Source organism: Paenibacillus sp. P3E (genome assembly GCF_001909045.1).
In the GTDB taxonomy this organism is placed as follows: Bacteria; Bacillota; Bacilli; order Paenibacillales; family Paenibacillaceae; genus Paenibacillus_AQ; species Paenibacillus_AQ helianthi.
This window is the reverse complement of record NZ_LVWH01000226.1, coordinates 1-23,882: the sequence shown is the minus strand read 5'-3', so window position 1 is coordinate 23,882 and position 23,882 is coordinate 1. Positions and strand designations below refer to the sequence as shown.

Below are 23,882 nucleotides of genomic sequence, written 5' to 3'. Positions count from 1 at the left end.
TTATTATAGAGGTTGCTTACTGGAAAAACAGCTCCATCTTTGTTGACTAATTCAAAATCTGAAGCGCTCAATTCTGAATGGTTTATTGTATACGGGCTATAAAGAGAATCCGAAGAAGCATCAGATAAAATCAAACTCAAATCTTCCCATGTATCTGGCTGGTCTACAGCGTTTTCTGATACAACAAATGATACCAGCATGTCATTTGGTTGAAGCGCGTAACCGGGTTTCTTTCCATTAAAGAGGAAGTTCACTTCCTTCATTAACCCACGGACACGCATTGTATAGGTAGGTGAAAAATCCGATTCCCGGCCGAATACGTCTACTGCAGACACTTTGAAATGATTCAAAGAATGTTCGGGAAGATTTTTGATTTTGAATGTGTTAGCCTTAGTAATTCCGATGAATTGGTCATTGTTATAAAACTTGTAATATGAAATTGAATACCTGTCAAAGGCTTGCCAATAAACACTGATATCGCTAGACTTATCGGTTTGATTGGACCAGCTCGTACTATAAATCACCGGGGCCACTGGAGCATCCCCGAACGAATACACATTCCCCGTTACACTCGCGTCATACATCGTTGTATCGCCCGCAACAACTTTAGCATAGCCGGGTACCAGACCTTGAGCAATCGTACCGTTTACCTTAGACCAGTAAGCCTTGGCACTATCTGAGTAATATACCTCACCAAGCACCGATGAAGGTACTTGAACCTTGCTGCCATTCGAATGAATCAGATCCATTGCAATGTCTTTCTGATCGGAGTAGATCACTCCCGAAATCTCTCCGGTAGATGCATCGTAATATACTTTCAGCATACTGGCCGCATAGGTCAGTACGGGTGCGCTTAACGCCAGCAGCATGAGGACTGCCAGTGAAGCGCTGATTTTGCGTAAAATGTTGTGCAGAATAATTCCCCCCAGGTGGATGTGTAGGATTCGGAAATCCTTCCCCATAATACGAGGAATTCCAACATATTACAACGTATTATTTAACTTATATTCCATTATTGTCCTCAATTCTCTGCCTGCTTCACCATCTCTTTATAGCTCCTGTTCTCCGGGATCATATCCGAAGCCGTTCGCATTTCCTCCAATGCTTTTTGCATATAGGATTCATCACCCTGGGACCGGGCTATAGCAGAATAAAGAGCAGCTAATTCGTAATGAGTCTCATGGGACCACGGAAGCTGTGCAGCAGCGGCAATCAGTGATCGTTCCGCCTTTCTCCAGTCCTGTACAGCTATCGCTGACTTCCCGCTGGCAAGGCTGGTATAGCCTACCGTCAGCCATGAAAAACAGATTATAGCAATTACTACCGGCAGAGCCAGAGCTATAGTTCTGAAACGCGGCAGAGGAATTTCTTGTCCGGGCCCGCCTTCGGCCTCTGCTCCGGTGAGCAGCATAATGAACAAGCCGAACACCAGCGGATAAGCCAGATCGATATCAAAAGCAAGATGGGCGCAGAACAGGATAATGGCCAGCACAGAGCCCCAGCCTTCTTTTCCCCTGCGCAGCCCCGCGCGTATAGAGAAGATAATCATACCTATAAAGCTCAGAGCTCCAAAAACCCCAGTATCCAGAGCAACCTGCAAATACTGCTGATGCACATATTTCACATATACGGAAGGATACAGCACTGCCCATCCGCCGCCACCCACACCCAGCAGCCAGTGCTTCAGCCATAGATGAAAGGCATCGCTCCAATAGATGCGGCGCAGGGCAAATTCGGGAGCATCCCAGGCTATCTCACGAAACGCCTCGCCGCCATTACGCGTAGCAAAGGCTAAGACCACCGCCAACAAGACTGAAGCCGCCATCGTTCCCAGCATGGATACTTTTTGCGCATCCCGGTTCAGGAATACATAAATAACTGCCCCGAGGACAGCCAGAACCAGTACCGCTCTGGAGCCGGTCCATAGCAAGCCGCCAATCTGGATTACACAAACGATCCAATAGCGTTTGTGACCTGAGAGCTTATAAGCACGCCAGCCTGCCGCAACTCCTGCCGCCAATATGACGGCAAAGCTGTTCGCATAACCAAGCGTCGATTCCAGCCTGCCTTCGCGGAACAGCCCAAAGGCCAGTCCCCACAGTGTCAGTGCTGTTCCACACCAGGCCCAGGCTGACCAGATCCGGTCCCGCAGCACTCGGGACAACCCGGCAAACAGCAGCGATAGCGGGAGCAAGGAGGAGATTTTGCCCGCTTCCAGCAGAGCTTGTTCAACATCCACCGCCCAAATGGCAGACAACCAGTACAGTAAGGTAAGTATCAGCAGAAAAAAATGCACCGGCAGCAGCTTGATCCGGTCGGTGCGCAGAATGTAAACCAGTACCGCTGTAAATAACAGAGCATCTAACGCCAAAAAAGAACGGGTATGAAAGTATCCCGCTCCGAGCGCTCCGGCAATCATATACACGAGCAAAGTATAATAAGACATTTTTTCCGCAGGTTTGTTGTTTGGTATATTTTTCTTCATAGTAAGGAAGTTTTCGACAAGGTCTGACGGAATTCCTCCTAGGACCTCACCCAAAAACTTGAGTAATATACACCATCGCCAACAGGCCAAAGATAAATGAATACGTTGAGGGGCGTTCATACCCATGTCCGTGGCTCTCCGGAATCAACTCCTTATAGACGATAAAGAGCATCGCTCCAGCGGCAAAAGCCAACCCGTACCCCACCACATTCTGCATATAGCTGGCTGTAAAATATCCGATCACCGCCGACACCATCTCCATGAGGCCGGTTAAGGCGGCCATAATCAATGCTTTGCGCCGGGTCGCCTGGGAATTCAGCAAAAACACTGCCAGAATCAGACCCTCCGGCATATTCTGTGCTCCGATGGCTATCGCCACCATGGGACCGAGGCTCGGCTGCTCACTCGCATAGCTGAAGCCCGTGCTGAGACCTTCGGGAATATTATGAATAAACAGTGCGATCAGCACCAGCAGTGCTTTGGAATCCATGTTAGTGAAGCCGGGCTTGTTCTCCACATCAATATGCGGAATATTATTCTCGATCAGATCGAGCAGCAGTACACCTGTAATCAGACCCAGGGTTAACGCAAGGATTCCCGATTCCTTGATCGCCTGCGGCATTAACCCAAAGGTAGATGCAGATACCATGATCCCGGCAGTGAAGGCGACCAGCACATCCTTCCACAGCTCGGACAATCTTCGGACGAACAGAATGGGAACCACCCCAAGTACAGTAGCCATAGCCGATAAAAAGCTGCCAAGCAGCGCAGTTTGCAAGTCTTCAACCCCTTTTGTGGACAGGACTCCTAGACCCAGCATATGCTTCCGGCAGGCACAGTTATGTCTGTAATTTCCATTTATATTCTACAGCTCGGGCACTAGCGGCAAAAACATCAGATCTTCATCCTGGTAGTCAACCCCGAGCTTCATCGCCCTCGGCTCTGTGCCATAGCGGATAAACCCCAGAGATTCGTATAGCCGTTTGGCGGACAGGTTGGTGGAGGTTAAGGTCAGATTAAGGATTTCCAGACCCGGTACCTGCTTGGCCCGCTTGATCAGTTCCAGCATCAAGACCCGCCCTACCCCCTGCTTACGCGCACACGGATCGACGTATACGGAATATACATGGGCTTTGTGACGGATCTTCGGTCTGCTCTCGCGGAAAAGGGTTACAATACCCACCAGCTTTTCCTCCGCGTCGAACGCTCCAAGGGTAAAATTATCATCCGAGGGTTCCAGCCTGATCCGGGTGGTGACCATGGAGATTTTGGACTCCGACTCATAGGAGCTGAGAAAAGCCTCCGGATTCTGCAGCAGCGACTGCAGCCGGAGCTCGCGGTAAATCTCCGCATCGGCGGATGTCAGTATTCTTATGTACAAGGGTATACCTCCTGACCCGATTGTTAATATTTCGACTCTGCCTGCTAACATTATACCGGTTTCCCCTGTATTCTGGCCTTAGATATTTCTACTTACATTGAATGGGCAGATCGCCTGGACAATTGACAAAATCACTGAACTTAGGTATATTTACTTTTGTGAAATTCGATTTTGCAAAATATAATTTGAATACAAATATTAAGACATTGAAAGGAGCTCCATGATGTCCGAGTCCAATTCTGCTTTTGGTCAAGCTCTTGTGAAATCATTAATTGGCGAACGGGGACATATTCCGATTGCCAGAGCCTTGCCGGATATTACACCGGAGCTTGCAGGACAACGTACGGAAGGAATTCCGTACAGCATTTATCAATTAATGAAGCATATGAGCTATTGGCAGGATTTCATGCTGACCTTCCTGGAGGGGGGCAAACCGCAAGCGCCAGGAAGTGTAATGGATAGCTGGCCTGAGGAGGAAGCCCCGGGGGATGAGGCAGAATGGCAGGACACCGTGAGGCATTTGCTGCAAGGCGTGGAGAAGGCGGTTGATTTTGCCCGGACTGCACAACTGGACGAACCGCTCCCCGGTTTTCCTGGGGAGACCAAGGGCGGAATTTTACGTAATATCGCCTCTCATAATTCCTACCATCTAGGAGAAATTGTTCTGCTTCGCCGTCTACACGGGGCCTGGCCGCCACCTGGCGGAGGCTATCCCGCCTAATCTATTACAAAAGAGGGAATTAAGATGATGATTTTGAGTACTATACTTGTGGCGCTCGTAGCGCTGGAGCATGTGTATATTTTAACCTTGGAGATGTTTATGTGGACTACCCCCAGAGCGCAGAAGGCGTTCGGGACCACCAAGGAGTTCGCGCAGGATACCAAGTCGCTCGCAGCCAACCAAGGTCTGTATAATGGTTTTCTCGCCGCCGGTCTGGCCTGGGGCTTGTTCCATCCGAACGACACGTTCGGATTTCAGCTTCAACTGTTTTTTCTAATCTGTGTCGGAGTTGCAGCGGTCTATGGCGGCATGACGGCCAAGAAATCCATTCTGTTAGTCCAGGGCCTTCCGGCCTTTCTGGCTATTATCGCCCTTCTTCTGGCGAATCTGTAAATCCGGTTTTTGATGATCAGCTTGTATAACTGGCGCCGATGCTGCATCGGGGTCAGTTTTTTTGCTGCAAAAGTAAGCTATAATAAGTCATACTTACGCCGCCGGAGGTTCATGACTACGGTTAGCCAGCACATCGCCTTGCTTGAGGACGAGTTCAATATCCAATTGATCGACAGAAACTGAGCTAATGACCATCACCGACTTTGTGGCAATCGGAAATGAAGTATTTCGCAATCATGTAATCTATGAACCTATCACCGATGAAGAAAATTACGCCATATTTGACGCACTAGGTGTTCCAAGAACAACCGAGGGTGAATTTAAAAAAGGCTCAGAGGCCCCCTTCTCTTCTGAGGGGATGGTAACCTTTGGCGAAGCGATCCGGTTAGGAAAGATGGATAATTATACGGCTGACTTCAAGATGCTGACGGGGCAGGATGCAATGACCGTGAAGTACATGTTCGAACATGCGGATGACTTCCAGGTTGGGGAACGACATTCGAAGGATAATTAATAGATAGGGGGTGTCCATAAGCTGAAATAGCTTGGAACACCCCCTTGCAATTATTGTATAGCTATATAAATCTGCAATTCTGTATTGGCCGGATCGAAATCTCTGGCATCATAAAGCTCGAAATCGCCCGTATAGGTCCTTACTTCCTCAGATTCCTTGAAATAGGCCCATATCTCATGCCACGTCTCAGCCACTACTTCATATACAGGTCCCTTTTTCGTTGTAAATACCATGTATTTACTTTCAGGTACGACCGCAACTACATGATTAGCGTTTCCTAAGGCCGTGTCACTGCTTAATTCGTGCCCAATAACAACCGTATAAGCTCCGTTTGCATCGCTCTCATAATCCGTATACAGTGCGTAAATATAATGTGGATTTTTAATACCAGCTACGGAACCGAGATTGCTCTGAAAGTAAGTTTCCCATAGTTTAGCCAATTGCCCATCCGGTCCGGCCTCCGCTTCGTTCGTTGTACGTACAGCTACTCCAGTCAGTATTAGCTTTGGCTTGTGAATTGTAATAGTGCTCATGCCTCACTCTCCTCTTGAACTAAATTATACAAGGAGAAAGTAGACAGCTTACTGTCATGTTTAATTTATATTCACAATGACGCCATTATCCTCCAGGTTTTGGATGACCTGCTTTGCTTGCTCATTCAGCGGGTTGTTTGCCAAAGATACTTCCTTTAAATTCGGCAACGTCTCGAGCACTTCAAGTTCCTGAATGAGGTTATCGTCCAGATAAAGGTGCTCCAAGGTTGGATGATTTTTTAACGGCGTCAAATCTTGAATTTGATTTCCGCTCAGGATAAGCCATTCTAACTTCAAATCCTGAAGAGGACTTAGATCTGTTACTTGATTGTTGCTGGCAAGAAGATCAGTCAGCTTATGTAAATTCTTGAGCGGCACTAGACTTTTGATTTTGTTGTCGTCAACCACCAGTTTTTGCAGAGAACTTAACCCGGAAAGCGGTGAAAGATCAGTAATCTGATTCCCGTCAACAGCCAGGAACGTCAGTTTTTTCAGCTTGCCGAGGGGTGTGATATTCTTTATTTTTTGGCCGGGCAGAAATAAGTCCTGCAGGTTAGCAGCATATTCAAGTCCCTGCAAACTGACGATTTTATTCTTGGACTCCATAGGATACAAAGACTTCAACTTCTGCAAATCAGCGGCCTTCACCTCTTTATTAGCTGGCAGCTTCAATTCCGCTCGAATGGCTTTCGCCAAAGCAGGGTCCGTAATAACAGAGGCAGCCCAAATGGATGTTGCCGGTAAGAATACGAAAACCAAACAAAACACGATGATATTTTTCACTAATTTAGCAGGCATTTAGATTCTCCTTTTTCGCAACTTGAATAGTTGTCATCCTTTCTTTTATCGGATTTTTCTTGAAAACTATCCACCTTGGAGAGCATCTATTTCGGCTTCACAATGGCAAGCCTTCCTCTAATTTACTCAAAGCTTCATCTAACAATTTCGCAAAATCGGCATCAGGATTCTCCGCATAGTACAGCATCACCGAGATATTGACACCAATAATTGCACCAGCAAAAGTGCGCACCGCTAAGTCTTCCGGGTTACGGCCTACTCGTTTAGCTATTAATTCCATGATCAACTGCATCATTTGGGTCATGTTATTTAGACTCGCAGCCCTCAGCTCCGGGACCTTCATAATAAGCTCGTTACGTTCACGCACCGTAGTCAGCTCATCTGTGGACATATCCTTAATTCCAGAAAGCATAGCGTTACGTATTGCTTGGAGCTAACTTAGATTAGAAGGCTGGTCTTCAAAAGCAGCAACAAAGAGAGGATCATAGTTATCGATAAGCAATACATCCTCTTTTGTAGCCTCTACAACCTCTTATATTCGGCGATCATCCGCTTATTCTTGTCATCCAACCGGAAACCGATCCCCCGGAAATTAATGACGGCTCCGCTCATGTTCTCCGATAGGGACACAATATCCTCATAGGTAGCGACATTGCCGCCCCATACCGTTTTATCGTAACCTTTTTCAAACTCAAGCCAATCTGTGAACACCGGCAGCCAAGGTTCTTCCCCCTCCACGCCAAGGGATGCAAATTGAATGTACGTTCCTTGCTTCAACGTCTTCATGCCCTGTTCATCAGGGGGTGACGGTTCTTCCGTAAGCTGCATCGGCACCAAAAACTTTGCCTGAACGAGTTCATCCAGCATCCGGGCTTCTGCCGCTTGAAGATACTGATTCTTGCCTTCATACTGCTGCCGGGAATACATCGCCTGAAAAAAACAAAGCATCGCATGCTGCAGCTCCGGATTGCTTAGAGGAATATTGATCTCCGGCGTTCCGCTCCAATCGGGCGGCGGCAATAGATCGTCTCTGCTGATCACGATCGTATGTTGCCCGTTATCAATGAGAAGGTTGCGGATGCCAAGGAGATGAAGCTCAGCGAGCATCCTGCGGAGCCCCTCCCGGCTGATCTTTCTCATTTCCAGCTCAATGAGCTGCTGCAAGTAATAATCCGCCGCATTCGCTGAGAATGCTTCCTCAGAGAACACCCATACCTGGTCATTACCATCGATGTATGGATAATTCGTATGGACATCGTACGCCATATACAACGCTTCGGCATTTAAGATGGTTCGTTTCAATGAGTCTAAGAGCGTCTTGGCATCAAAGTGCCCCGTCTCAAAAGCTCCGCTTTCCTTAGAATACCGAGCAGATTGAATCATAGAGATCAGATCCTGAATCGTAAGTCCGCTGCTTGCTTCCATTGTCATTGGAGAAATAAATAGAACTTCTCCTGCTGCTTTATCTTTCTGTTCCTCGCTCATCGCCAAGTCTCCATTCTATCAAGGGCTAGTCTTTTTATACTTTGCTCCCCGCCTGCCATCCTCAGGTAATCATTTTAAGCCTTCCTTCCTTACGGCTTTTCTCTCCGGTAAATGTCGATACTCTTATAACCTTCACCTAGAATCTTCTTCATTTCTGCTCTTCGCTTTGCTCTAGTCCCTTCTTGTACAGCACTATATACATAACGGGCCCAATCCTTCCGGTAACCGGGAGTAAGCGATTGGTACAACTTCAGCGCCTCCGGACTATCCTGCAAGTCATTTTCCACAGCAGGAATCATAGATGTATAATCATCCACCCGCTGACTTGGCTTGGAGGACGCCTCATTCTTCTTCCGTGTCTCCTCTTTGAAACCAACAACGGTAAACACGTCGTTTAGCCCCACCATACGTGCAAACTTCAGGCTGCTTGCCCCAATATATCCGTCCTCATCCGCTCCCACCCCTTCAAACAGGCTGTCCCTATGAATATAGGTGGAATAGACCTTATTTCCCTTTTTGGGGTAAGCAGCGTACAAATAGCCGCCCTTATCTAAATAGTTATGATCAATCACTTTATTGATGAGATCCTGCAGCGCTTCCATATTAAGCACATAAGCAAAAATGAGATCATAACAGTTGTCCGTCAGCTCAGTATCATAAGCTATTAACCCCGATAGACTATCCTCATCTTCGGGCCTGTTCAATATGGCAACCTTTTTGAATTTGTGTAAGTTTAATTTGTCTGCGATTGTTTTAGACATGTAAGGACCTCCGTTAATGGTTATCTGTTCCCCATAATAAATCAAAGCAGCCCCCAAAACCACCGAATTGTGGGATTGAGGGCTGCTTTGACTTAATGGATTGTCGGTTTTGCACTGATTATTTTATTGCTCTGCTCCCTCTTCCTGCTATTCACCGAATACAGAACATATAACAGAATGAACCATAGAGGCGTAAACAATAATGCCGGACGTGTTTCTCTAGCGATCAGCATTATAATGAGTATCGCAGCAAACAAAGCGAGGACAACAACATTAACCGCCGGCGTTAACGGTGCTTTGAATTTGGATTTCAAATGTAAGTCTGGCCGGGTCTTCTTATATTTGATGTGACATACGAGAACAACACCCCACACCCAGATAAAACAAATGGCACTTATGGTGGTTACGATTCCAAAGGCCTGCTCCGGAATGAGCTTGCTCAGTAGAGCACCGGCAGATATGACCAGCGTAGAAATGAATAACGAGTTCCCGGGTACATGATTTTTATTCAGTTTGGCAAAATGAACAGAGGCCTGATTCTTCCGGCTCAAATTATAAAGAATCCGGCTTGTCGAGAACATCCCGCTGTTGCATGCAGAAGCGGCTGAAGTTAATACGACGAAATTGATAATCCCTGCGGCGATTGGAATCCCTACTAGACTAAAGGTTTTCACAAAAGGACTTTCTGCCGGACTGAGTTCCGTCCATGGATTAATGCATAGCAGGACGAACAATGCGCCAACGTAGAAGAAGAGAATCCGCAGAGGTATTTTGTTGATCGCTGATGGGATGTTTTTCTCCGGATCTGCTGTTTCCGCTGCCGATACCCCCACTAATTCCACACCAACATAAGCAAATACAACCATTTGGAAGGAAAATAAAAAGCCTTTTACACCGTTCGGAAACACGCCTCCGTGTTCCCAAAGATTCCGGACCGTTACCGATCCTGCATCCGTTTTGAGCCCCATAATCAGGAAGATGACACCTATGCCGATTAAAGCAAGAATCGTGATGACTTTGATTAGAGCAAACCAGAATTCAAGTTCACCGAAGTTTTTGACAGTCAGTAAATTAAGTCCTAACAAAATGATCAGGCAGACGACAGCAGGCACCCAATGCGGAATATTAAACCAATACTGCACATATACGCCTACTGCAATCACATCAGCCATAGCCGTCATGACCCAGCAGAACCAATAGGTCCAACCCGTGATGAATGCCACCCGGGGGCCAAGATAGTCTTCGGCAATATCTGTAAATGACTGGTATCCCGCGTTAGACAACAGAAGCTCTCCCAGCGCTCTCATCACGAAAAACACAGCGATGCCCACGATTAGATAGGTAATCATGATGGAGGGCCCCGCCTGCTGAATCGCCTTGCCCGATCCCAGGAATAATCCTGTACCAATAGTGCCTCCGATGGCAATCAGTTGAACATGCCGGTTGGCCAGCTCTCTTTTTAATTCTGTTTGCGCCATTCCTAGTTCCCCCTTATGAATACAATACATTGATGCCAATAAAAAAAGAGACTGGATGTCATCCAATCTCCCGGGTTATAAGAATATGAAAAAATACCTGTCCTGCTGCTGTCAGCATGACAAATACATTCCGTACTCTTCTGTCCTTTTGCCTGAGATTGTGAACCCTTCGGCGCCACGGAATTCCCGTGGTCTCTCCAGAAGCTGCTCCTGCTATAGTGTGATCCATAGCAATCATAGCTTGCGAATTATGAAGTTAATGTACCATGCGTTTCTGATATTCTAACATATTACTTGCAATGGGAGTATCAGATCAGTGATAAAAGTCTCAAGCCAATTACTTCCATATCTCTTCGGCATCTCTTTAATATAAACAACGCTGCTCCTCTGTCAGGTGATTGCCTTCTAGTCATTGGCTTAGCTTGCGAACTGCACCTCGGAGAAATGATCCGTAACGTGCATGGTGAAATACCGGTCATACTCCTCCTTGCTTAGATCTCCGAAGATCAGGTGGGGAGCTAACTTCCCCTCGTAGGCTTGAAAGGCATCAATTGCCCTGAGCAGAAGTCCGATTCCCTCTTTGACAGTTCCCTGCTTTTCAAGCTTCGCCGCACCTGGTACATGTGCCGTTAAATCATGCTTCATATGGCCCTGCTTCAAAAATTTCCGGATCACGATGCGGCCGATGGTTTTTCTCACAATCCTGGGCTTCAGCTGCGGATAACCTGTCATAGAATATTCGATGGTCTGGGCGCAATGGGCAAGAATCTCATAGAGCGGCCATTGTTTGGTTGGGATAACGTCATACCCCACCATGATCAGCAGTTCTTTCTTCACATCATCCAGTGATGCAAATTGCACATTATTCATCTTTTTCTCCCCCTTATCGTGGTTCCTCATGTATTAACGCATAATCTTTCTGACCCACTTGACCTTGTCGCCATAAGGCGGAAATAAGAAAGGGATATCCAGCTTTGTGCTCTTGGTCAATACGCTTTTGGTATGGGAGAACAGCTCAAAGCTGTATTTCCCGTGATACGCACCAATCCCGGCGTTTCCTACTCCCCCAAATGGCAGGTGGTGATTGGCAACATGGCTGATCGTATCATTCACACACCCACCGCCGAAGGAGACGCGTGAGAGTACTTTCTCCTCCACCTGCCGTTGTTCGGTGAACAAGTACAGTGCCAACGGTTTGGGACGGGCGTTCACCATTTCAATCGCCTCCTCCACTTGACGGAAGCCCATAATGGGCAAAATCGGCCCAAAGAGTTCATCCTGCATCGCAGGGTCCGACCAAGAGGTTGCGGCAAGCAGCGTTGGCTCGATGTAGAGCTCATCTCTGATTGTTTTCCCGCCCGACAGCACGCTATTCGGCTCCGCTTCCAGAATTGCGGCCAAGCGGTCAAATTGGCGTTCATTGACGATTCGGCCATAATCCGGACTTACTCTGGCGTCCGGTCCGAAGAAGCCTGCCACCACCGTCTTCATCCGGACAATCAATTCTTCCCTAATCTCTTCATGGGCAAGTACATAGTCCGGGGCAATGCATGTCTGTCCCGCGTTCATCATCTTCCCCCAAATAATCCGTTTGGCCGCAACGTCGAGGTTCGCAGTCCGCTCAACGATAGCCGGACTTTTGCCCCCAAGCTCAAGCGTAACGGGCACAAGGTGATCTGCAGCAGCTTTCATGACGATCTTGCCGACCGGTACGCTTCCTGTAAAAAAGATGTAGTCAAAGGGAGCGTGAATCAGCGCCGAGGTGGTCTCCTTCTCCCCTTCAATCACTCTAATATACGTCTCATCAAAAGTTTCACTGATCAGCTTCTTAACGGCAGCAGTAACTGCTGGAGTATTCTCGGAGGGTTTTAAGACCGCGCTGTTCCCTGCCGCAATGGCTCCGATCAGCGGTTCAATCAGCAGCTGGAACGGATAATTATAGGGTCCGATGATAAGAACAGTTCCGTAGGGCTCTCTATACTGGTAACTCTTAGATACAGCAAGATAGAAGGGAGTTCTTACCCTTTGCGGCTTCATCCACCGCTTCAAGTGCTTGCTCATGTAGCGGATGCTGTCCAGCGTATAACCAATCTCTGTCGAATAAGCCTCAAATTCACTTTTGTGCAGGTCCTGATATAATGCCGCCAGTAACAGCTGCTCGTTCCGTTTGATCGCATCCGACAGCTTCCCCAGCTGCTCCAGACGAAACTCCACGCTTCGTGTATAACCGCTATGGAATTTCTGGCGATGCTCCTGCAGGATTTCATTGACCTGCTCTGAGTTCCACTGCTTCATATTTCCTGCTCCTCTTTCTATGAAATAGGTCTAGAGACAATCCCGCTCTAAGGCAGCTAGAAGCCTTCTTAACAGGTCCACCGATTCCTGCATGGACAACTCATAATATCGCTGGGTCCCCACTTGCTCGACTTTGATGACTCCCGCATTTTTGAGCAATTTCAGATGATGGGAAACTGCCGGCCGCGACAAGGGCAACTTATCGGTAATTTCATTGACCGTCATTCTGCCATCCTCCGATAGATGGAGCAGAATATCCTGACGGTGCGGATCGCTTAATACTTGAAGAATTGGAAGGCTTTCGCGAAAAATCTGCAATGCCTGCTTTCCCATGCTGGTGCCTCCCCGTTTGCTCAGTTTAAATGTTTAAACATTTAAACCAATAGTATAGACTCATACTATACTTTTCTTGTTTAATAATCAAGTGCGGCTACTGATCTCGACAGGAACGATCGCATCGGCGTCACCATGGAGAATAAGCATTGGCAAGTAAATTTTCTCAAGGTCCACACGGAAATCGGTATAGCTAAATGCCGAGATACAATCAAGCGTGCCTTTCGGCGAAGCAAAAGCCGCAATATCGCGATTGTATAAACGGACACCGTATTCTTTGCTCCCCCTTTCAGTGGAAAATATAGTTAATATTTTTTAACGCTGAGAATATGACAATTAATAGTCTTACTGTAAACGCCCCCCAAAAAGTGGATCTTTAGCCTCTCACTTCTCAATCTAGCTACGTTGCGGATCAAATGGCCGAAGCGGATATATAACCTGGGAATATGAAACTGCGCAAGCCGATTGCGTTAAGTCCCTTTACCACCGGTTGACCGCATGTTCCGCAAAGGCCACGAGATCCTTAACCTCGATCACCGTACCGTCGTCTAAAACGGCCTTCCCGTTAAACTTCCCGAAAATCTGGTGGCAATGCGTATCGACAATTTTCAGTTTCATTTCCGTGTACCGATCATAGATCGGCTTGAACTCCATTTCGAATCGCCCATCTTCGCTGATGAAGGTTTTCCTGGCCATGTAACCACCGCCTCCTTGCAGATCGAAGTGAACTTGGCCAATCTTATGCGCTTTGCCGTCATAGAACAAGATGTTCTCCGTGGCGGCAGATGTGTTACCGAAGCCATAGCCGATGTTAAAGCCGAACCGTTTGCCGAAGGCATAACCGCTGCCGCTTCCCCAGAACCACTCGTGGCTGAACGGCCATACCCCCCGGCCCCAATCGAGAAGCCCGAAAGCGGTATCGGCTTCGAAGCTATATTCCTGCTCCCCTATCCGGGCAAAACCGTTAGCAGGCATACAATTGATTTTATGATTGTAATAGAAAAAACGACTATCCTCATCAAATGGCGTTGCCATCACAATCGAGGTAGAATCAGGCTGGATTAGCCGAATATCGATGTCGATCGGTAACTGCTTGCCGTTGCCAGCGGACTTGCAAATAAGCCGGCGCTCTCCGTCCACCACTTGAAACTGCATGAGGAAGCCTTTTTTCTGATACGTCAGATCGCCTTGCTCGGCCGTTGCCGGCATATTCAAACGCCCGAATGGCAATATAAGCATGTTCGATATATCGTACCGTTTACCGGTCTCAAACTCGAAGAGCTTCACGGATACATCGCCGGCGTAGGAGACATGCCCTATAGTCATCTGCAAGCCATACTGATCGTTCGACACTTGATAGAAGTCCCATTCCTTCACTCGCCAGGGTGGTGCCTTGATTGCGTCCCGATTGAAGGTAAGCACGGCTTGGGTCGAGTAACCGCGCTGCAGCAAAACGCCGTCGCTGCCAAGCACAGGACCGGGCGTATGAATTCGATTTTGCATAAGTAAACCCCTCCAGACTTGAGTTGCCAAACCATGATACGCTCATAAGCGCCTCTAACTAATGATAGCGTTTGCAGACTATGAATTACGCTTGTCTTTCACGCGGTAAGATCGTTCAGGAAAGGCGGCCCAGACCTAGACAGAGACCCGGGATATCTATTTCATTTAGAGATTAGATATTTGCTTTTATAAATTCATATGTCATCTCAGCAACTCTTTGATTACCAGCTTCTGAAAAACCGTGGCCTTCTCCAGGAAATACTTCAATTCTAGCATGAGGATATATCATTGATGCCTTCTTCCCATATTCAAGTGACACAATATCATCCTGATCCCCATGAAAAATCAAAACATTTTTATCGAATTGGCCAATATGGTCAAATACATCATATTCATGAATGGATTCAAAAAACACTCTCCCCAATTGAACTTCCCATAGCTCATATGCATCAGGAATGCTCTCCATTGTTGGAAACTTTTTATTCCAGTCAGCTACAATACACAGCGCTGGAAACGCGGGTTCGCGGTGAATCCGCTTCTTGATCCGGCTCAGTGATTCCGGCGTTATTCCGAGATAACTCGCCAGCTGATGCTGGGGGACACGGCTGATCAGTGCGGGTCTTTTGTGAAGGAGAGCCTTCAGGCGTTCTTCGGGAGAAGAGGCAATAAAAGCGGCGAATTCCTCCTGCATCTGACCGAAACTCTGTTCAATCATCTGACGGGTCATAGTCTCGAGCTGTGTATGTTTGGTGTACATCGCCTTCTCAGTGTCCAGCGGGCCGACAACTAATGTACAGTCCTCCAGACAGGTCAGGGTGTACTCCGACGTTTTATCCGGCTTATGCGCATTGAAGATGGAGATTGCCTGCTCCTCTGTATAGAAGTTGGAGGTAATGTCCCGGCCCATAACGTCAACTGCATGCTGCCGCACGCATCCCTTCAGGACAAAATAGCAATAGCCGGGAACCTCTCCCTGCCTCAGCAGAACGGTTCCCTTGCTGTATTCCTCGACAAGGATTTCGTCCAGAATCGCTTGCTGCTCTTCATTACTTAAAGAAGTCAGCCGGGTCATATATTGGAGTAAAAGATGCTTCATATTCCAGCCGTCCCCTCTTTTTATCACTAATCACCCTTGCGTTAATTACTGCGGTCAGCTTAACAGCTCCAGATACCGCTCCAGACCATTCGCCTCCAGCTCTTCCTTCGGGATGAACCGGAGCGCGGCAGAGTTAACCCGGTAGTGCTGCTTCGCCGGCTCCGGCCCATCGAAGAACAAATGACCCAGATAGGCTCCGCTCAGCCTGCTGCGCAGTGCCGTCCGGACCTCTCCTCCGCTATAGTCAGCTTCACGCCGAATCAGCCCTTCGGCAATCGGACCAGTGAAGCTGGCCCAGCCGGTGGCGGAATCGAATTTGTCTGCCGAGCTAAACAGCGGGTCGCCGCTGATCACATCCACATAAACGCCGTCACGGAATTCGTTCCAATACTCATTCTCATACGGCGGCTCTATCACCTTATGCTGCGTGACCTCATATTGCAGCCGGGTGAGCTGGCTCTTCAGGCGTTTTTGATCCTCACGGCTGTTCCAGTGCTGCTCCAGGAATTCGTCCCGGCCCGAGCCCTTCAAATAGAGCTTATAATCCAAGGGATGGGTTTTATAATAATTCTGATGCATAGCCTCAGCCGTGTAAAATGGAGCAGCGGGAAGAATCTCCGTCACAATCGGGTCCTTGAATCTTTTACTCGCCTGGAGCGCTGTCCTGGACGCCTCCGCCTTTTTCCGCTGCTCATCATTATGCACAAAGATCGCCGTCCGGTAGGAATATCCCCGGTCCATGAATTGCCCGCCCTTATCTGTCGGATCAATCAGCTGCCAATAAATGTCCAGCAGCCGCTCATATGGGAACACCGCCGGCTCAAATGTAATCTGCACAGCCTCCACATGCCCCGTCGTTTCCGTACCCACTTCCTCATAAGTCGGATTAACCGTGTGACCGCCCGTATACCCGGATACCAGTGAGACTATGCCCGGCAGCTCGTCAAAGGGCTTGACCATACACCAAAAGCAGCCGCCCGCAAAGGTGGCAAGCTCCGTTCCATTCTTATCGTTCAACCGGCACACCTTCTTTCGCGAATTTCCCCTATTATATATGAATATCTCTTTTTTCCAAAGACAGCAGTGCGGTTGTTAGACAAACAATGATCACAATGACCGGAATCAGCACCGCACGAACGTAATCACTTGTACCCGTCAAGAGAATGACTTGTGAGTTCTCTACATACATCCCGGAGAATTTCATAATCTGCGTCATTAGAGCATGATCGGACAGTAGCCGAAGGAATGCCGAAGACGTTCCCTGAAGGTAACCCGTAAGCAGAAAATTTCCGAACACGAAGAAAAGAGTTGCTACTATGGCGGAAGCCGCTTTTCGTATCATCACTCCCAGCATCATCACAACAGCGGAATAAGCTGCCAGATACAGGATGTTTAACCCGACAGCCCGCATAGCGGTACTAATATCCTCAGCGGTTGTCTCATGACCGACGGGTGAGCCGGTAATCAGCGCCGCAGACAGATACACGATTAGAAATAATCCAAAAAATTGAAGCAGCCACCACAGAATGACCACCACCCCTAGCAGATATTTCCCTAGAATATACCCCTGTCTGCTCTGCCCCAAAGCGATAATATTCTGTACCGAGCCATATTCAAACCCTTCCGTGATAAAAAAACATATGAACATCGGAATGATGAAATAGAGGAATATGGAGAAAGACACCGCCGTCCGCAACGGCTCTATGGGACTGCTTAATGCATATCCTCCTATTCTGCCAAGGGCCACGGCCAGCCCAAGACTGGCGAGCGCAAACAACACCGTAATGCTCTTAAACGCCACATCTTTCCGCAAAAAATAAACCTCCGCCCTCAGGAAATCCTTCATCGTTCTCCGCCTCCAATCAAATCCATATAATAATGCTCCAGATTTGGCGCAGACATATTGAACCCTTCCACAGGAATTCCTTCCTGCAAAAACACAGCCATCAGCCGCTCCAGATCCACACTGGCTTTGGGAATCCGCAGCTCTCCGGGGGCATTGACGGTAATGTCTGCGATTTGGAGCCTTTGCTTAAGCAGTGCAGCGGCGCTTTCCGCATTCGGAGTGGAAATACAGAGCAGGGTCTGGGCGGATTGCAGCAAATCAGCGGCAGAAATCTCTTTGAGGAGCCGTCCATTATGGATAAATCCATATTGGGTCGCAAGCAGTTGCAGCTCACTGAGAATATGGCTGGAGATCAATACAGTTACGCCCTGTTCCTTCACGAGCCGCTCCAGAATATGTCTCATATCCACAATACCTGCAGGATCAAGTCCGTTAATGGGCTCATCCAGTACAAGCAGCTGCGGACTTCCCAGAAGAGCAATGGCCAATCCGAGACGTTGCCGCATACCTAGCGAATAGTCCGAGGCTTTTTTATTTCCGGCATCCGTTAAGGCCACAGCCTGCAGCACTTCACCAATTCGTTGGGGGTTCCTGATGCCTAGAACATGGCAATAAAACATCAAATTCTCTTCAGCACTCATATGCGGATACAGGGCCGGCATTTCAATCAGAAACCCAACCCCCCGCCTAGCCACACGCAACTCCTTTTTCCCACGCTGTCCGAAAAGGGTAATCTCGCCGCCCGTCGGCTGCACGAGGCCGCCAATGATTTTCATCAACGTTGTTTTTCCCGCACCATTCTCGCCGACGAATCCGTAGATATCCCCTGCCATAATCGTCATATCCAGCCCCTGCAGGACGAAGCCTGAGCTGTATCGTTTGGTTACATCCTTTGCCTCAAAAACCGCTAATTTCAACCGGAACACTCCTTTATCGATTTATCTAGATAATCATCTGGAATGACCATAACATGTGCGGTTCGCCCTCATCTTCTGCCTGTTCATTTTACGAGAGTTACTGTCGTATATAGGGAATAAATGTATAATAGAACGATACATATGGAAAGTGAGTGAACGTATGATCCATATCGCCATTTGTGACGATGATCCGCGCGCTGCGGGACTGGTGGAGAGACTGATTCTGGACAACCTAGAGCGTTTTTCCGAAAAGATAGAAGTTACTGTCTACTATTCGGGCGAGCGGTTTGTTCAGGCTATGGAGTGCGGAAGCGTATTTGATATTATTTTTATGGACATTGAGATGCGGGGAATGGATGGCATTGCGGCAGGGCATGCGCTGCGTGCGGATGATGCCAATGATCCTGCACAGCTCATTTATATCTCCAGCTACGAGCAGTATCATCTGAAGCTGTTCGACGTGCAGCCTTCCGGTTTCATTAAAAAACCTGTCCTGACGGAGCCTTTCATGAACAAGTTGATCCCTGCTGTGCAAAAAGCGATCCGCATCCGCCAGCAGGGCAAGCAACATTTCCTGCCGGTACAGCAGAAAGGAAAAGAACTGCTGATTCCGTTCCGGGACATTCACTACCTGGAGAGCCGCATCCGGCGTATTTCCCTGATGACCAGGGACGGGGAGATCCAGTATTACGGCACTTTGGGCGAAGAAGCGCAGAAGCTGCCTGCCCGTTATTTTATCCGCATTCATCAGTCCTACATCGTTAACTTTTATAGTGTAAAGGAGATAAGCGCCCGAAAAATCGGGCTGATTACTGGCGATGAGCTTCCGGTCAGCGAGAAGAACAGCATTCCCGTGCGGAAAGCTTACTTAAGCTTTAGGGGGAGTCTTGCCTGAATACCATACTGTGCGAGGAACTGCTATATCTGATCTCTTTCCTTCTGATCCCCGGTATTCTTCATTATTTCTTCAGCCGATGCTTTGTCTGCCGGATAGAACGGAGAAGCCGCCTAATCCTGCTCTACGTCCTGTATGCCGCCTGCCATATGCTCCTGCATTACAGTCCACTGGCGGATATCCTGATGATCACTGTGAACACCGGCCTAATCCTTCTGTTATCGCTGCTGTATGCAGGAGAGCGCAAATGGAAGGGGTATAGTGCGCTATTCATAGCTGCACTTCTTTTTCTCAACGATACAGTGATTCCCTTCGCCTTCTCAGACGTGGGTTATCTGGTAAACCTGGTCTTCTCCAAGCTGCTGATGCTCCTGCTGGTCTTCGTTTTGTTGCGGGTTACCAAAGGAGACGGAAGTGGTACTCTTGCCGGGTGGTACTGGTGCCTTCTGTTTCTGTGTCCGCTGCTGAGCATTACAACACTGCTCCAGCTGTCCAACAACCTGTTTTTTCGGAGCTACCCGCAGCTATTCCCGGTGATTCCCTCTTTGCTGCTGGCCATCAATCTGCTCATTTATGTCCTTAGTGACCGTATCATGCACGCCCAATCCGAGCGCAGCAAACGTCTCCTGCTCGAACAGCAAAACATCTATTATCTCAATCAATATCACATGATCCAGAGCATGCAGGAGGACAGCTTCAAGTTTCAGCACGATTTCAAGCATATCCTGCTGGGCTTGCGTGTAAAACTGGATTCCGGTGAACCAGACGCAACAGCTCAGGAGCTGGATACCCTGCTCGGCCGGCTCGAACCCGACGCTTACAGCTGCAATACCGGAAACCTGGTCGTTGACTCGATGCTAAATTACAAAATCCAGAATGCTGCCCGCCATGGTATTTCTTTCTTCCTGGAGCTGACCATCCCCCCACAACTTACGCTGGACACTGCAGCTCTTTGCGTGATTCTCGGCAACGCCCTGGATAATGCTATAGAGGCCTGCCAGGGAATAACAGAACCGGAGCCAGAGCGGCAGATCACCGTACATATGCATTATTTGAACGACAGCCTGTTTGTACGAATCCGCAACCCGTATGCCCATACCGTTCAGACCGGTCCTTTCGGCGATATCCGTTCGACGAAGGCCGATCACAGATCACATGGCATCGGGCTCAAAAATATCAAAAAAACCATAGAAGCTCTGAATGGCCTGCTGGATATTTCATATGAAGATGGTATCTTTCAGATCGAGTGGGTACTGTTTGGCATTGAAAGACCACATAGCGCTAGTGCCTTATGGAACCTGCAAGAGGTTGAACTTTAGCGTAAACGGGTACTGGAAAGCACGGCTTTATTTGCTTATCGTCCGATTACGTTCGCACAACAGGAGGCAATGCCCATGCATACAACTGAAGCGAATACAGAAAGCTCAGGCAACAGGCTCAAAATCGCCTTAACCGGAGCGAGCGGATATATCGGACATAACCTGCTGGAGCAGCTGACTCTGGAATATGATGTGATCGCGTTATCCAGGCACGGAGACCAGAAGGAAAACAACAGCCATGTGGAATGGCGTTCCTGTGAGCTGTTCTCCATATCCTCTGCGGAAAAAGCATTACAAGGGGTTGACTATGCCATCTATCTGGTCCACTCCATGATGCCGACAGCGAAGCTGACACAGGCAAACTTCGCGGACATGGACGCGCACTAAGACCCACCCCATTGCACTGTCTGATGTCCTGCGGGCATTGATAGCAAGCATTGGGAGCACGGAACTGTACAACCGGGCCATTGATGTTGGCGGACCTGACAGCATGACCTGCAAAGAAATGATGATCCAGACGGCAAAGGTCATGCACAAGAAACGGAAATTAGTCGATATTCCGTTTCTGACTATTAACCTGTCGCGCCTCTGGGTTTCTCAGAAGGCTGGAATTCCTCCAGCTTCCCGGTTCACAGGAATGCATCATTGCGATTCATGATTATTTGCCCTCACTGCCCTGGTTTCTGTACAAATACACGCAGGCCAAAGCTCATTTATGGGTCATGTATGCTTTTGGGAGGCATTTAAAACGGATGTAAGTACCCTCGTTACTAACACTCATAAGCAAAGCCGTACTACAGGTCTTAAGACCTTACAGTACGGCTTTTTTTACAGGCAAATTAATCGGCGTAATCTACTCCCTTAATTCTCAAGCTCATCCAGTTCAGTTTCCAGTTCCGCAGCCTTGTTCATCGCTTCCTCCAGCGCTTCCTTATGTCCTGCAGCTTCGGCCCGCTTTATCACCTGCTTGGCTACTGCAATCTGCTGTTCCAGATAGAGAATATCGGAGGCATCTCCTGAGCTGCCCAACCTCTGCGAGTAGGTCATAACCATCATCCTTTCACCTATCTTCCTGCTGATCGTTCGTCTTGTACTCTATATAATAGAGGGTCTTGCAATCCCCGTATAGTACATTACTGGATTGACATGCCGCCTGGTACAAAAACCTATTGACTTGTAAATATATTGTCCCTATAATCAGTCTATGACTTTTCATGTAAGGAGATCTAACATGATTATTGTAGATGAAGTTTACCATAATGTTGTTTATCGTCTATCTGCAGAGGAAGTAAAAGACCTCATCGTACGCCTCAAGATCAAGAAAGAGGATGAAATCGAGGGGATTAAGGATAAAATCAACAAATATGAACAGAAAAGACGGGCCGAAGAGGCAATGTACCAATCGCTCTCCCCGATCCGCAAATGGTTTGCCGGACACCCGGCCAGCCATCACACAGCCGTAGAATATATCGTTCATGTAAAAGACCGGTTCAAACGAATAAACAGCATTAAAAGAGACATTCTAGAGCTAGATCAGGTTCTACTCCTTCTAGAAAACCATCCGGCAACGGAAGAGATCCCGCTCTCACCAGAGATCATACGTGAAATCAAAACCATTAGGGGTATGGAGGCACTATAGAAATGAATGTGACGCTGGAGTCGCTTGGCGGTGGAGTAGATACGATTTGGGTCGTATTGAGCGCCGCTATGATTTTGCTGATGGAGGGCGGTTTTGCCCTGCTGGAAGCCGGTTTTGTAAGGTATAAGAACAGTGTGAACATCATCATGAAAGTATTCGCCGATATCACCATAGGAACGCTGATTTTTTATATTTTCGGATTTGGGCTCATGTACGGCAAAGACGCCGGTGGTTTGGTGGGCACGAGCGGATTCCTGCTTGGCGGTGATCTCTCCAATCTCCATTTCACCATCTCGATTGATACCTTCTGGCTGTTCCAGGCGGCATTTACTATCGCTGTCATTTCCATCGTATCGGGTGCGGTTGCCGAACGGATCAACTTCCGCGCCTATCTGCTGTATGTCATATTAATGACCGGCCTGATCTATCCCCTGGGTGGGCATTGGGCCTGGGGCGGCGGCTGGCTGAACCAACTGGGCCTGCAGGACTTCGCAGGTTCAGCCGTCATACATGCCCTTGGAGGATTCTCGGCACTGGCGGCAGCAATCGTGATCGGCCCTAGAAAAGGCAAGTTTAATCAGGCCGGGAACAGTACGGTTGCCCTGCCAAGCAATCTGCCGTTAGCTTCAGTCGGAGCTTTCCTGCTCTGGTTCGGCTGGTTCGGCTTTAACGCAGGAAGCACCTTAAGTGCTACTGATGTCAGGATTGGACACATCGCAATTGCTACCATGCTCTCGGCAGCAGCAGGCGGCGGCATCACACTGATCTACACCTTATTCCGCTACCAGCGATCAGATGCACCCTCAGTGATCAACGGCTCCCTCGCCGGTCTGGTCGGTATTACTGCCGGCTGTGCGTTTGTGAGTGACGGTGCAGCTATCCTGATCGGCGCCGTCTCCGGTCTGCTCATGATGGCAGCTACCAACTGGCTGGAAGCCCGCCGCATAGATGACCCAGTGGGTGCCTTTCCGGTACATGCCGTATCTGGCGCTTGGGGGACCATAGCTGTAGGCTTGTTCGCCACCGATGGTGGACTGCTCTATGGCGGCGGTTGGCATCAGCTAGGGGTACAGACTCTTGGTCTGGTTACATTGGCTGCGTGGGGATTTGCAACTACCTGGTGTGGTCTGAAGCTGATCGGGAAGCTGGTCCATGTCCGTTCCAGCGAGGAAGAGGAAGACATCGGACTCGATATCAGTTATCACGGCATGATAGCCGTACATCGATCAGCTGAATTCATTGAGCTTGAAGATCATTATCTGGCGGAAGACGACAAATCTCTCCATTAAGGCCAGAAAGTAAATAGCCCCCCTACCGGGGACGTCTAACTAGGGAAAAGCCGTCGGAATTACCGGCGGCTTTTTTATATATCAAGCTTATAGGACAAAACCCACTTGCATATTTAGTAGGCTTAGACCGAATGGAAACCATGTAAAATCTTCCTAAAGAAAAAGATTATAGATGTCGATAATACTTAGGTACTACAAATA

The 23,882-nt window shown here is 48.3% G+C and carries 27 protein-coding genes, 2 pseudogenes and 1 riboswitch; of the genes and pseudogenes, 9 read left to right on the top strand and 20 right to left on the bottom strand.

Going from position 1 to position 23,882, the window contains the following annotated elements:
- The 4 genes from A3842_RS29360 to A3842_RS29345 form a co-directional block, all read right to left on the bottom strand.
- Positions 1-962 (bottom strand): hypothetical protein (locus A3842_RS29360; RefSeq protein ID WP_143186401.1); only part of this gene is annotated, 962 nt, incomplete at its 3' end.
- Between the two features lie 59 nt (positions 963-1,021).
- The gene (locus tag A3842_RS29355) at positions 1,022-2,485 is read right to left on the bottom strand and encodes an O-antigen ligase family protein (RefSeq protein WP_074103662.1); all 1,464 of its coding nucleotides are present in this window, start codon (positions 2,483-2,485) and stop codon (positions 1,022-1,024) included.
- A 46-nt stretch (positions 2,486-2,531) separates the two neighbouring features.
- Positions 2,532-3,263, bottom strand: coding sequence for a ZIP family metal transporter (locus tag A3842_RS29350; RefSeq protein ID WP_074103661.1), 732 nt, complete (start codon positions 3,261-3,263; stop codon positions 2,532-2,534).
- An 87-nt stretch (positions 3,264-3,350) separates the two neighbouring features.
- Positions 3,351-3,866 (bottom strand): GNAT family N-acetyltransferase, encoded by a 516-nt coding sequence (locus A3842_RS29345; protein WP_074103660.1) that lies wholly within the window; start codon positions 3,864-3,866, stop codon positions 3,351-3,353.
- A gap of 223 nt (positions 3,867-4,089) precedes the next feature.
- On the opposite strand from A3842_RS29345, the gene A3842_RS29340 reads away from it, so the two are divergent.
- The 3 genes from A3842_RS29340 (at position 4,090) to A3842_RS29330 (ending at position 5,494) form a co-directional block, all read left to right on the top strand.
- Complete coding sequence (locus A3842_RS29340; protein ID WP_074103659.1) at positions 4,090-4,587, top strand: DinB family protein; 498 nt, start codon at positions 4,090-4,092, stop codon at positions 4,585-4,587.
- 24 nt (positions 4,588-4,611) lie between these two features.
- Complete coding sequence (locus A3842_RS29335; RefSeq protein ID WP_074083149.1) at positions 4,612-4,980, top strand: DUF1304 domain-containing protein; 369 nt, start codon at positions 4,612-4,614, stop codon at positions 4,978-4,980.
- A gap of 187 nt (positions 4,981-5,167) precedes the next feature.
- Positions 5,168-5,494 carry a Rossmann-fold NAD(P)-binding domain-containing protein gene (locus tag A3842_RS29330; protein ID WP_074103658.1) on the top strand — a complete coding sequence of 109 codons (327 nt, stop codon included), beginning with the start codon at positions 5,168-5,170 and terminating at the stop codon, positions 5,492-5,494.
- A 50-nt stretch (positions 5,495-5,544) separates the two neighbouring features.
- On the opposite strand, the gene A3842_RS29325 is transcribed toward A3842_RS29330, so the two are convergent.
- The 15 genes and pseudogenes from A3842_RS29325 to A3842_RS29255 all read right to left on the bottom strand — a co-directional run bounded on the left by A3842_RS29325 (position 5,545) and on the right by A3842_RS29255 (position 18,539).
- Positions 5,545-6,027 (bottom strand): GyrI-like domain-containing protein, encoded by a 483-nt coding sequence (locus A3842_RS29325; protein ID WP_074103657.1) that lies wholly within the window; start codon positions 6,025-6,027, stop codon positions 5,545-5,547.
- A gap of 60 nt (positions 6,028-6,087) precedes the next feature.
- On the bottom strand, positions 6,088-6,825 hold the full coding sequence (locus A3842_RS29320) for a leucine-rich repeat domain-containing protein (protein WP_074103656.1): 738 nt from the start codon (positions 6,823-6,825) through the stop codon (positions 6,088-6,090).
- A 97-nt stretch (positions 6,826-6,922) separates the two neighbouring features.
- Complete coding sequence (locus tag A3842_RS29315) at positions 6,923-7,249, bottom strand: acyl-CoA-like ligand-binding transcription factor (protein WP_256701920.1); 327 nt, start codon at positions 7,247-7,249, stop codon at positions 6,923-6,925.
- Between the two features lie 98 nt (positions 7,250-7,347).
- Positions 7,348-8,310 carry an SseB family protein gene (locus tag A3842_RS29310; RefSeq protein ID WP_074103654.1) on the bottom strand — a complete coding sequence of 321 codons (963 nt, stop codon included), beginning with the start codon at positions 8,308-8,310 and terminating at the stop codon, positions 7,348-7,350.
- An 89-nt stretch (positions 8,311-8,399) separates the two neighbouring features.
- Positions 8,400-9,071, bottom strand: coding sequence for a YdeI/OmpD-associated family protein (locus A3842_RS29305; RefSeq protein WP_074103653.1), 672 nt, complete (start codon positions 9,069-9,071; stop codon positions 8,400-8,402).
- 92 nt (positions 9,072-9,163) lie between these two features.
- The gene (locus tag A3842_RS29300) at positions 9,164-10,549 is read right to left on the bottom strand and encodes an amino acid permease (RefSeq protein WP_074083143.1); all 1,386 of its coding nucleotides are present in this window, start codon (positions 10,547-10,549) and stop codon (positions 9,164-9,166) included.
- A gap of 130 nt (positions 10,550-10,679) precedes the next feature.
- Positions 10,680-10,760, bottom strand: a riboswitch (glycine riboswitch).
- 206 nt (positions 10,761-10,966) lie between these two features.
- A complete protein-coding gene (locus A3842_RS29295; RefSeq protein WP_178381871.1) occupies positions 10,967-11,419 on the bottom strand; it encodes a DUF1569 domain-containing protein in 453 nt (150 codons plus the stop codon).
- A 33-nt stretch (positions 11,420-11,452) separates the two neighbouring features.
- Complete coding sequence (locus A3842_RS29290) at positions 11,453-12,844, bottom strand: aldehyde dehydrogenase (RefSeq protein ID WP_074103652.1); 1,392 nt, start codon at positions 12,842-12,844, stop codon at positions 11,453-11,455.
- Positions 12,845-12,874: 30 nt separating this feature from the next.
- On the bottom strand, positions 12,875-13,177 hold the full coding sequence (locus A3842_RS29285) for an ArsR/SmtB family transcription factor (RefSeq protein ID WP_074103651.1): 303 nt from the start codon (positions 13,175-13,177) through the stop codon (positions 12,875-12,877).
- A gap of 93 nt (positions 13,178-13,270) precedes the next feature.
- A pseudogene (locus A3842_RS33525) lies at positions 13,271-13,441 on the bottom strand (alpha/beta fold hydrolase); the annotation flags it as partial.
- A 216-nt stretch (positions 13,442-13,657) separates the two neighbouring features.
- Positions 13,658-14,680: a DUF2804 domain-containing protein gene (locus tag A3842_RS29275; protein ID WP_074103650.1), complete on the bottom strand. Its 1,023-nt coding sequence runs from the start codon at positions 14,678-14,680 to the stop codon at positions 13,658-13,660.
- A 529-nt stretch (positions 14,681-15,209) separates the two neighbouring features.
- Positions 15,210-15,776, bottom strand: a pseudogene (locus A3842_RS32250) (Crp/Fnr family transcriptional regulator); the annotation flags it as partial.
- 54 nt (positions 15,777-15,830) lie between these two features.
- Positions 15,831-16,793 carry a peptide-methionine (S)-S-oxide reductase MsrA gene (msrA, locus tag A3842_RS29265; protein ID WP_074103648.1) on the bottom strand — a complete coding sequence of 321 codons (963 nt, stop codon included), beginning with the start codon at positions 16,791-16,793 and terminating at the stop codon, positions 15,831-15,833.
- Positions 16,794-16,824: 31 nt separating this feature from the next.
- The gene (locus tag A3842_RS29260) at positions 16,825-17,622 is read right to left on the bottom strand and encodes an ABC transporter permease (RefSeq protein ID WP_074103647.1); all 798 of its coding nucleotides are present in this window, start codon (positions 17,620-17,622) and stop codon (positions 16,825-16,827) included.
- The gene (locus A3842_RS29255; protein ID WP_074103646.1) at positions 17,619-18,539 is read right to left on the bottom strand and encodes an ABC transporter ATP-binding protein; all 921 of its coding nucleotides are present in this window, start codon (positions 18,537-18,539) and stop codon (positions 17,619-17,621) included. The genes A3842_RS29260 and A3842_RS29255 overlap by 4 nt, the downstream gene beginning before the upstream one ends.
- A 148-nt stretch (positions 18,540-18,687) precedes the next feature.
- Between A3842_RS29255 and A3842_RS29250 the strand changes: the two genes are divergently transcribed.
- From A3842_RS29250 to A3842_RS33650, 4 genes are all read left to right on the top strand, one after another.
- The gene (locus A3842_RS29250) at positions 18,688-19,434 is read left to right on the top strand and encodes a LytR/AlgR family response regulator transcription factor (RefSeq protein ID WP_143186400.1); all 747 of its coding nucleotides are present in this window, start codon (positions 18,688-18,690) and stop codon (positions 19,432-19,434) included.
- A gap of 185 nt (positions 19,435-19,619) precedes the next feature.
- Positions 19,620-20,753 carry an ATP-binding protein gene (locus A3842_RS29245; RefSeq protein WP_074083131.1) on the top strand — a complete coding sequence of 378 codons (1,134 nt, stop codon included), beginning with the start codon at positions 19,620-19,622 and terminating at the stop codon, positions 20,751-20,753.
- 75 nt (positions 20,754-20,828) lie between these two features.
- A complete protein-coding gene (locus A3842_RS33655; RefSeq protein ID WP_074103644.1) occupies positions 20,829-21,140 on the top strand; it encodes an NAD-dependent epimerase/dehydratase family protein in 312 nt (103 codons plus the stop codon).
- A gap of 37 nt (positions 21,141-21,177) precedes the next feature.
- Entirely contained in the window at positions 21,178-21,411 is a 234-nt protein-coding gene (locus tag A3842_RS33650; RefSeq protein ID WP_074103643.1) for a Rossmann-fold NAD(P)-binding domain-containing protein, read from the top strand.
- 203 nt (positions 21,412-21,614) lie between these two features.
- Here A3842_RS33650 and A3842_RS29230 read toward each other — a convergent pair whose 3' ends face one another.
- Positions 21,615-21,800 carry a hypothetical protein gene (locus tag A3842_RS29230; RefSeq protein WP_143186399.1) on the bottom strand — a complete coding sequence of 62 codons (186 nt, stop codon included), beginning with the start codon at positions 21,798-21,800 and terminating at the stop codon, positions 21,615-21,617.
- 184 nt (positions 21,801-21,984) lie between these two features.
- Here A3842_RS29230 and A3842_RS29225 point away from each other — a divergent pair, with 184 nt between their 5' ends.
- Together A3842_RS29225 and A3842_RS29220 are read left to right on the top strand one after the other, a co-directional pair.
- Positions 21,985-22,392: a hypothetical protein gene (locus tag A3842_RS29225; RefSeq protein WP_074083127.1), complete on the top strand. Its 408-nt coding sequence runs from the start codon at positions 21,985-21,987 to the stop codon at positions 22,390-22,392.
- Positions 22,393-22,394: 2 nt separating this feature from the next.
- A complete protein-coding gene (locus tag A3842_RS29220; protein ID WP_371916029.1) occupies positions 22,395-23,681 on the top strand; it encodes an ammonium transporter in 1,287 nt (428 codons plus the stop codon).
- Positions 23,682-23,882: the final 201 nt, after the last annotated feature.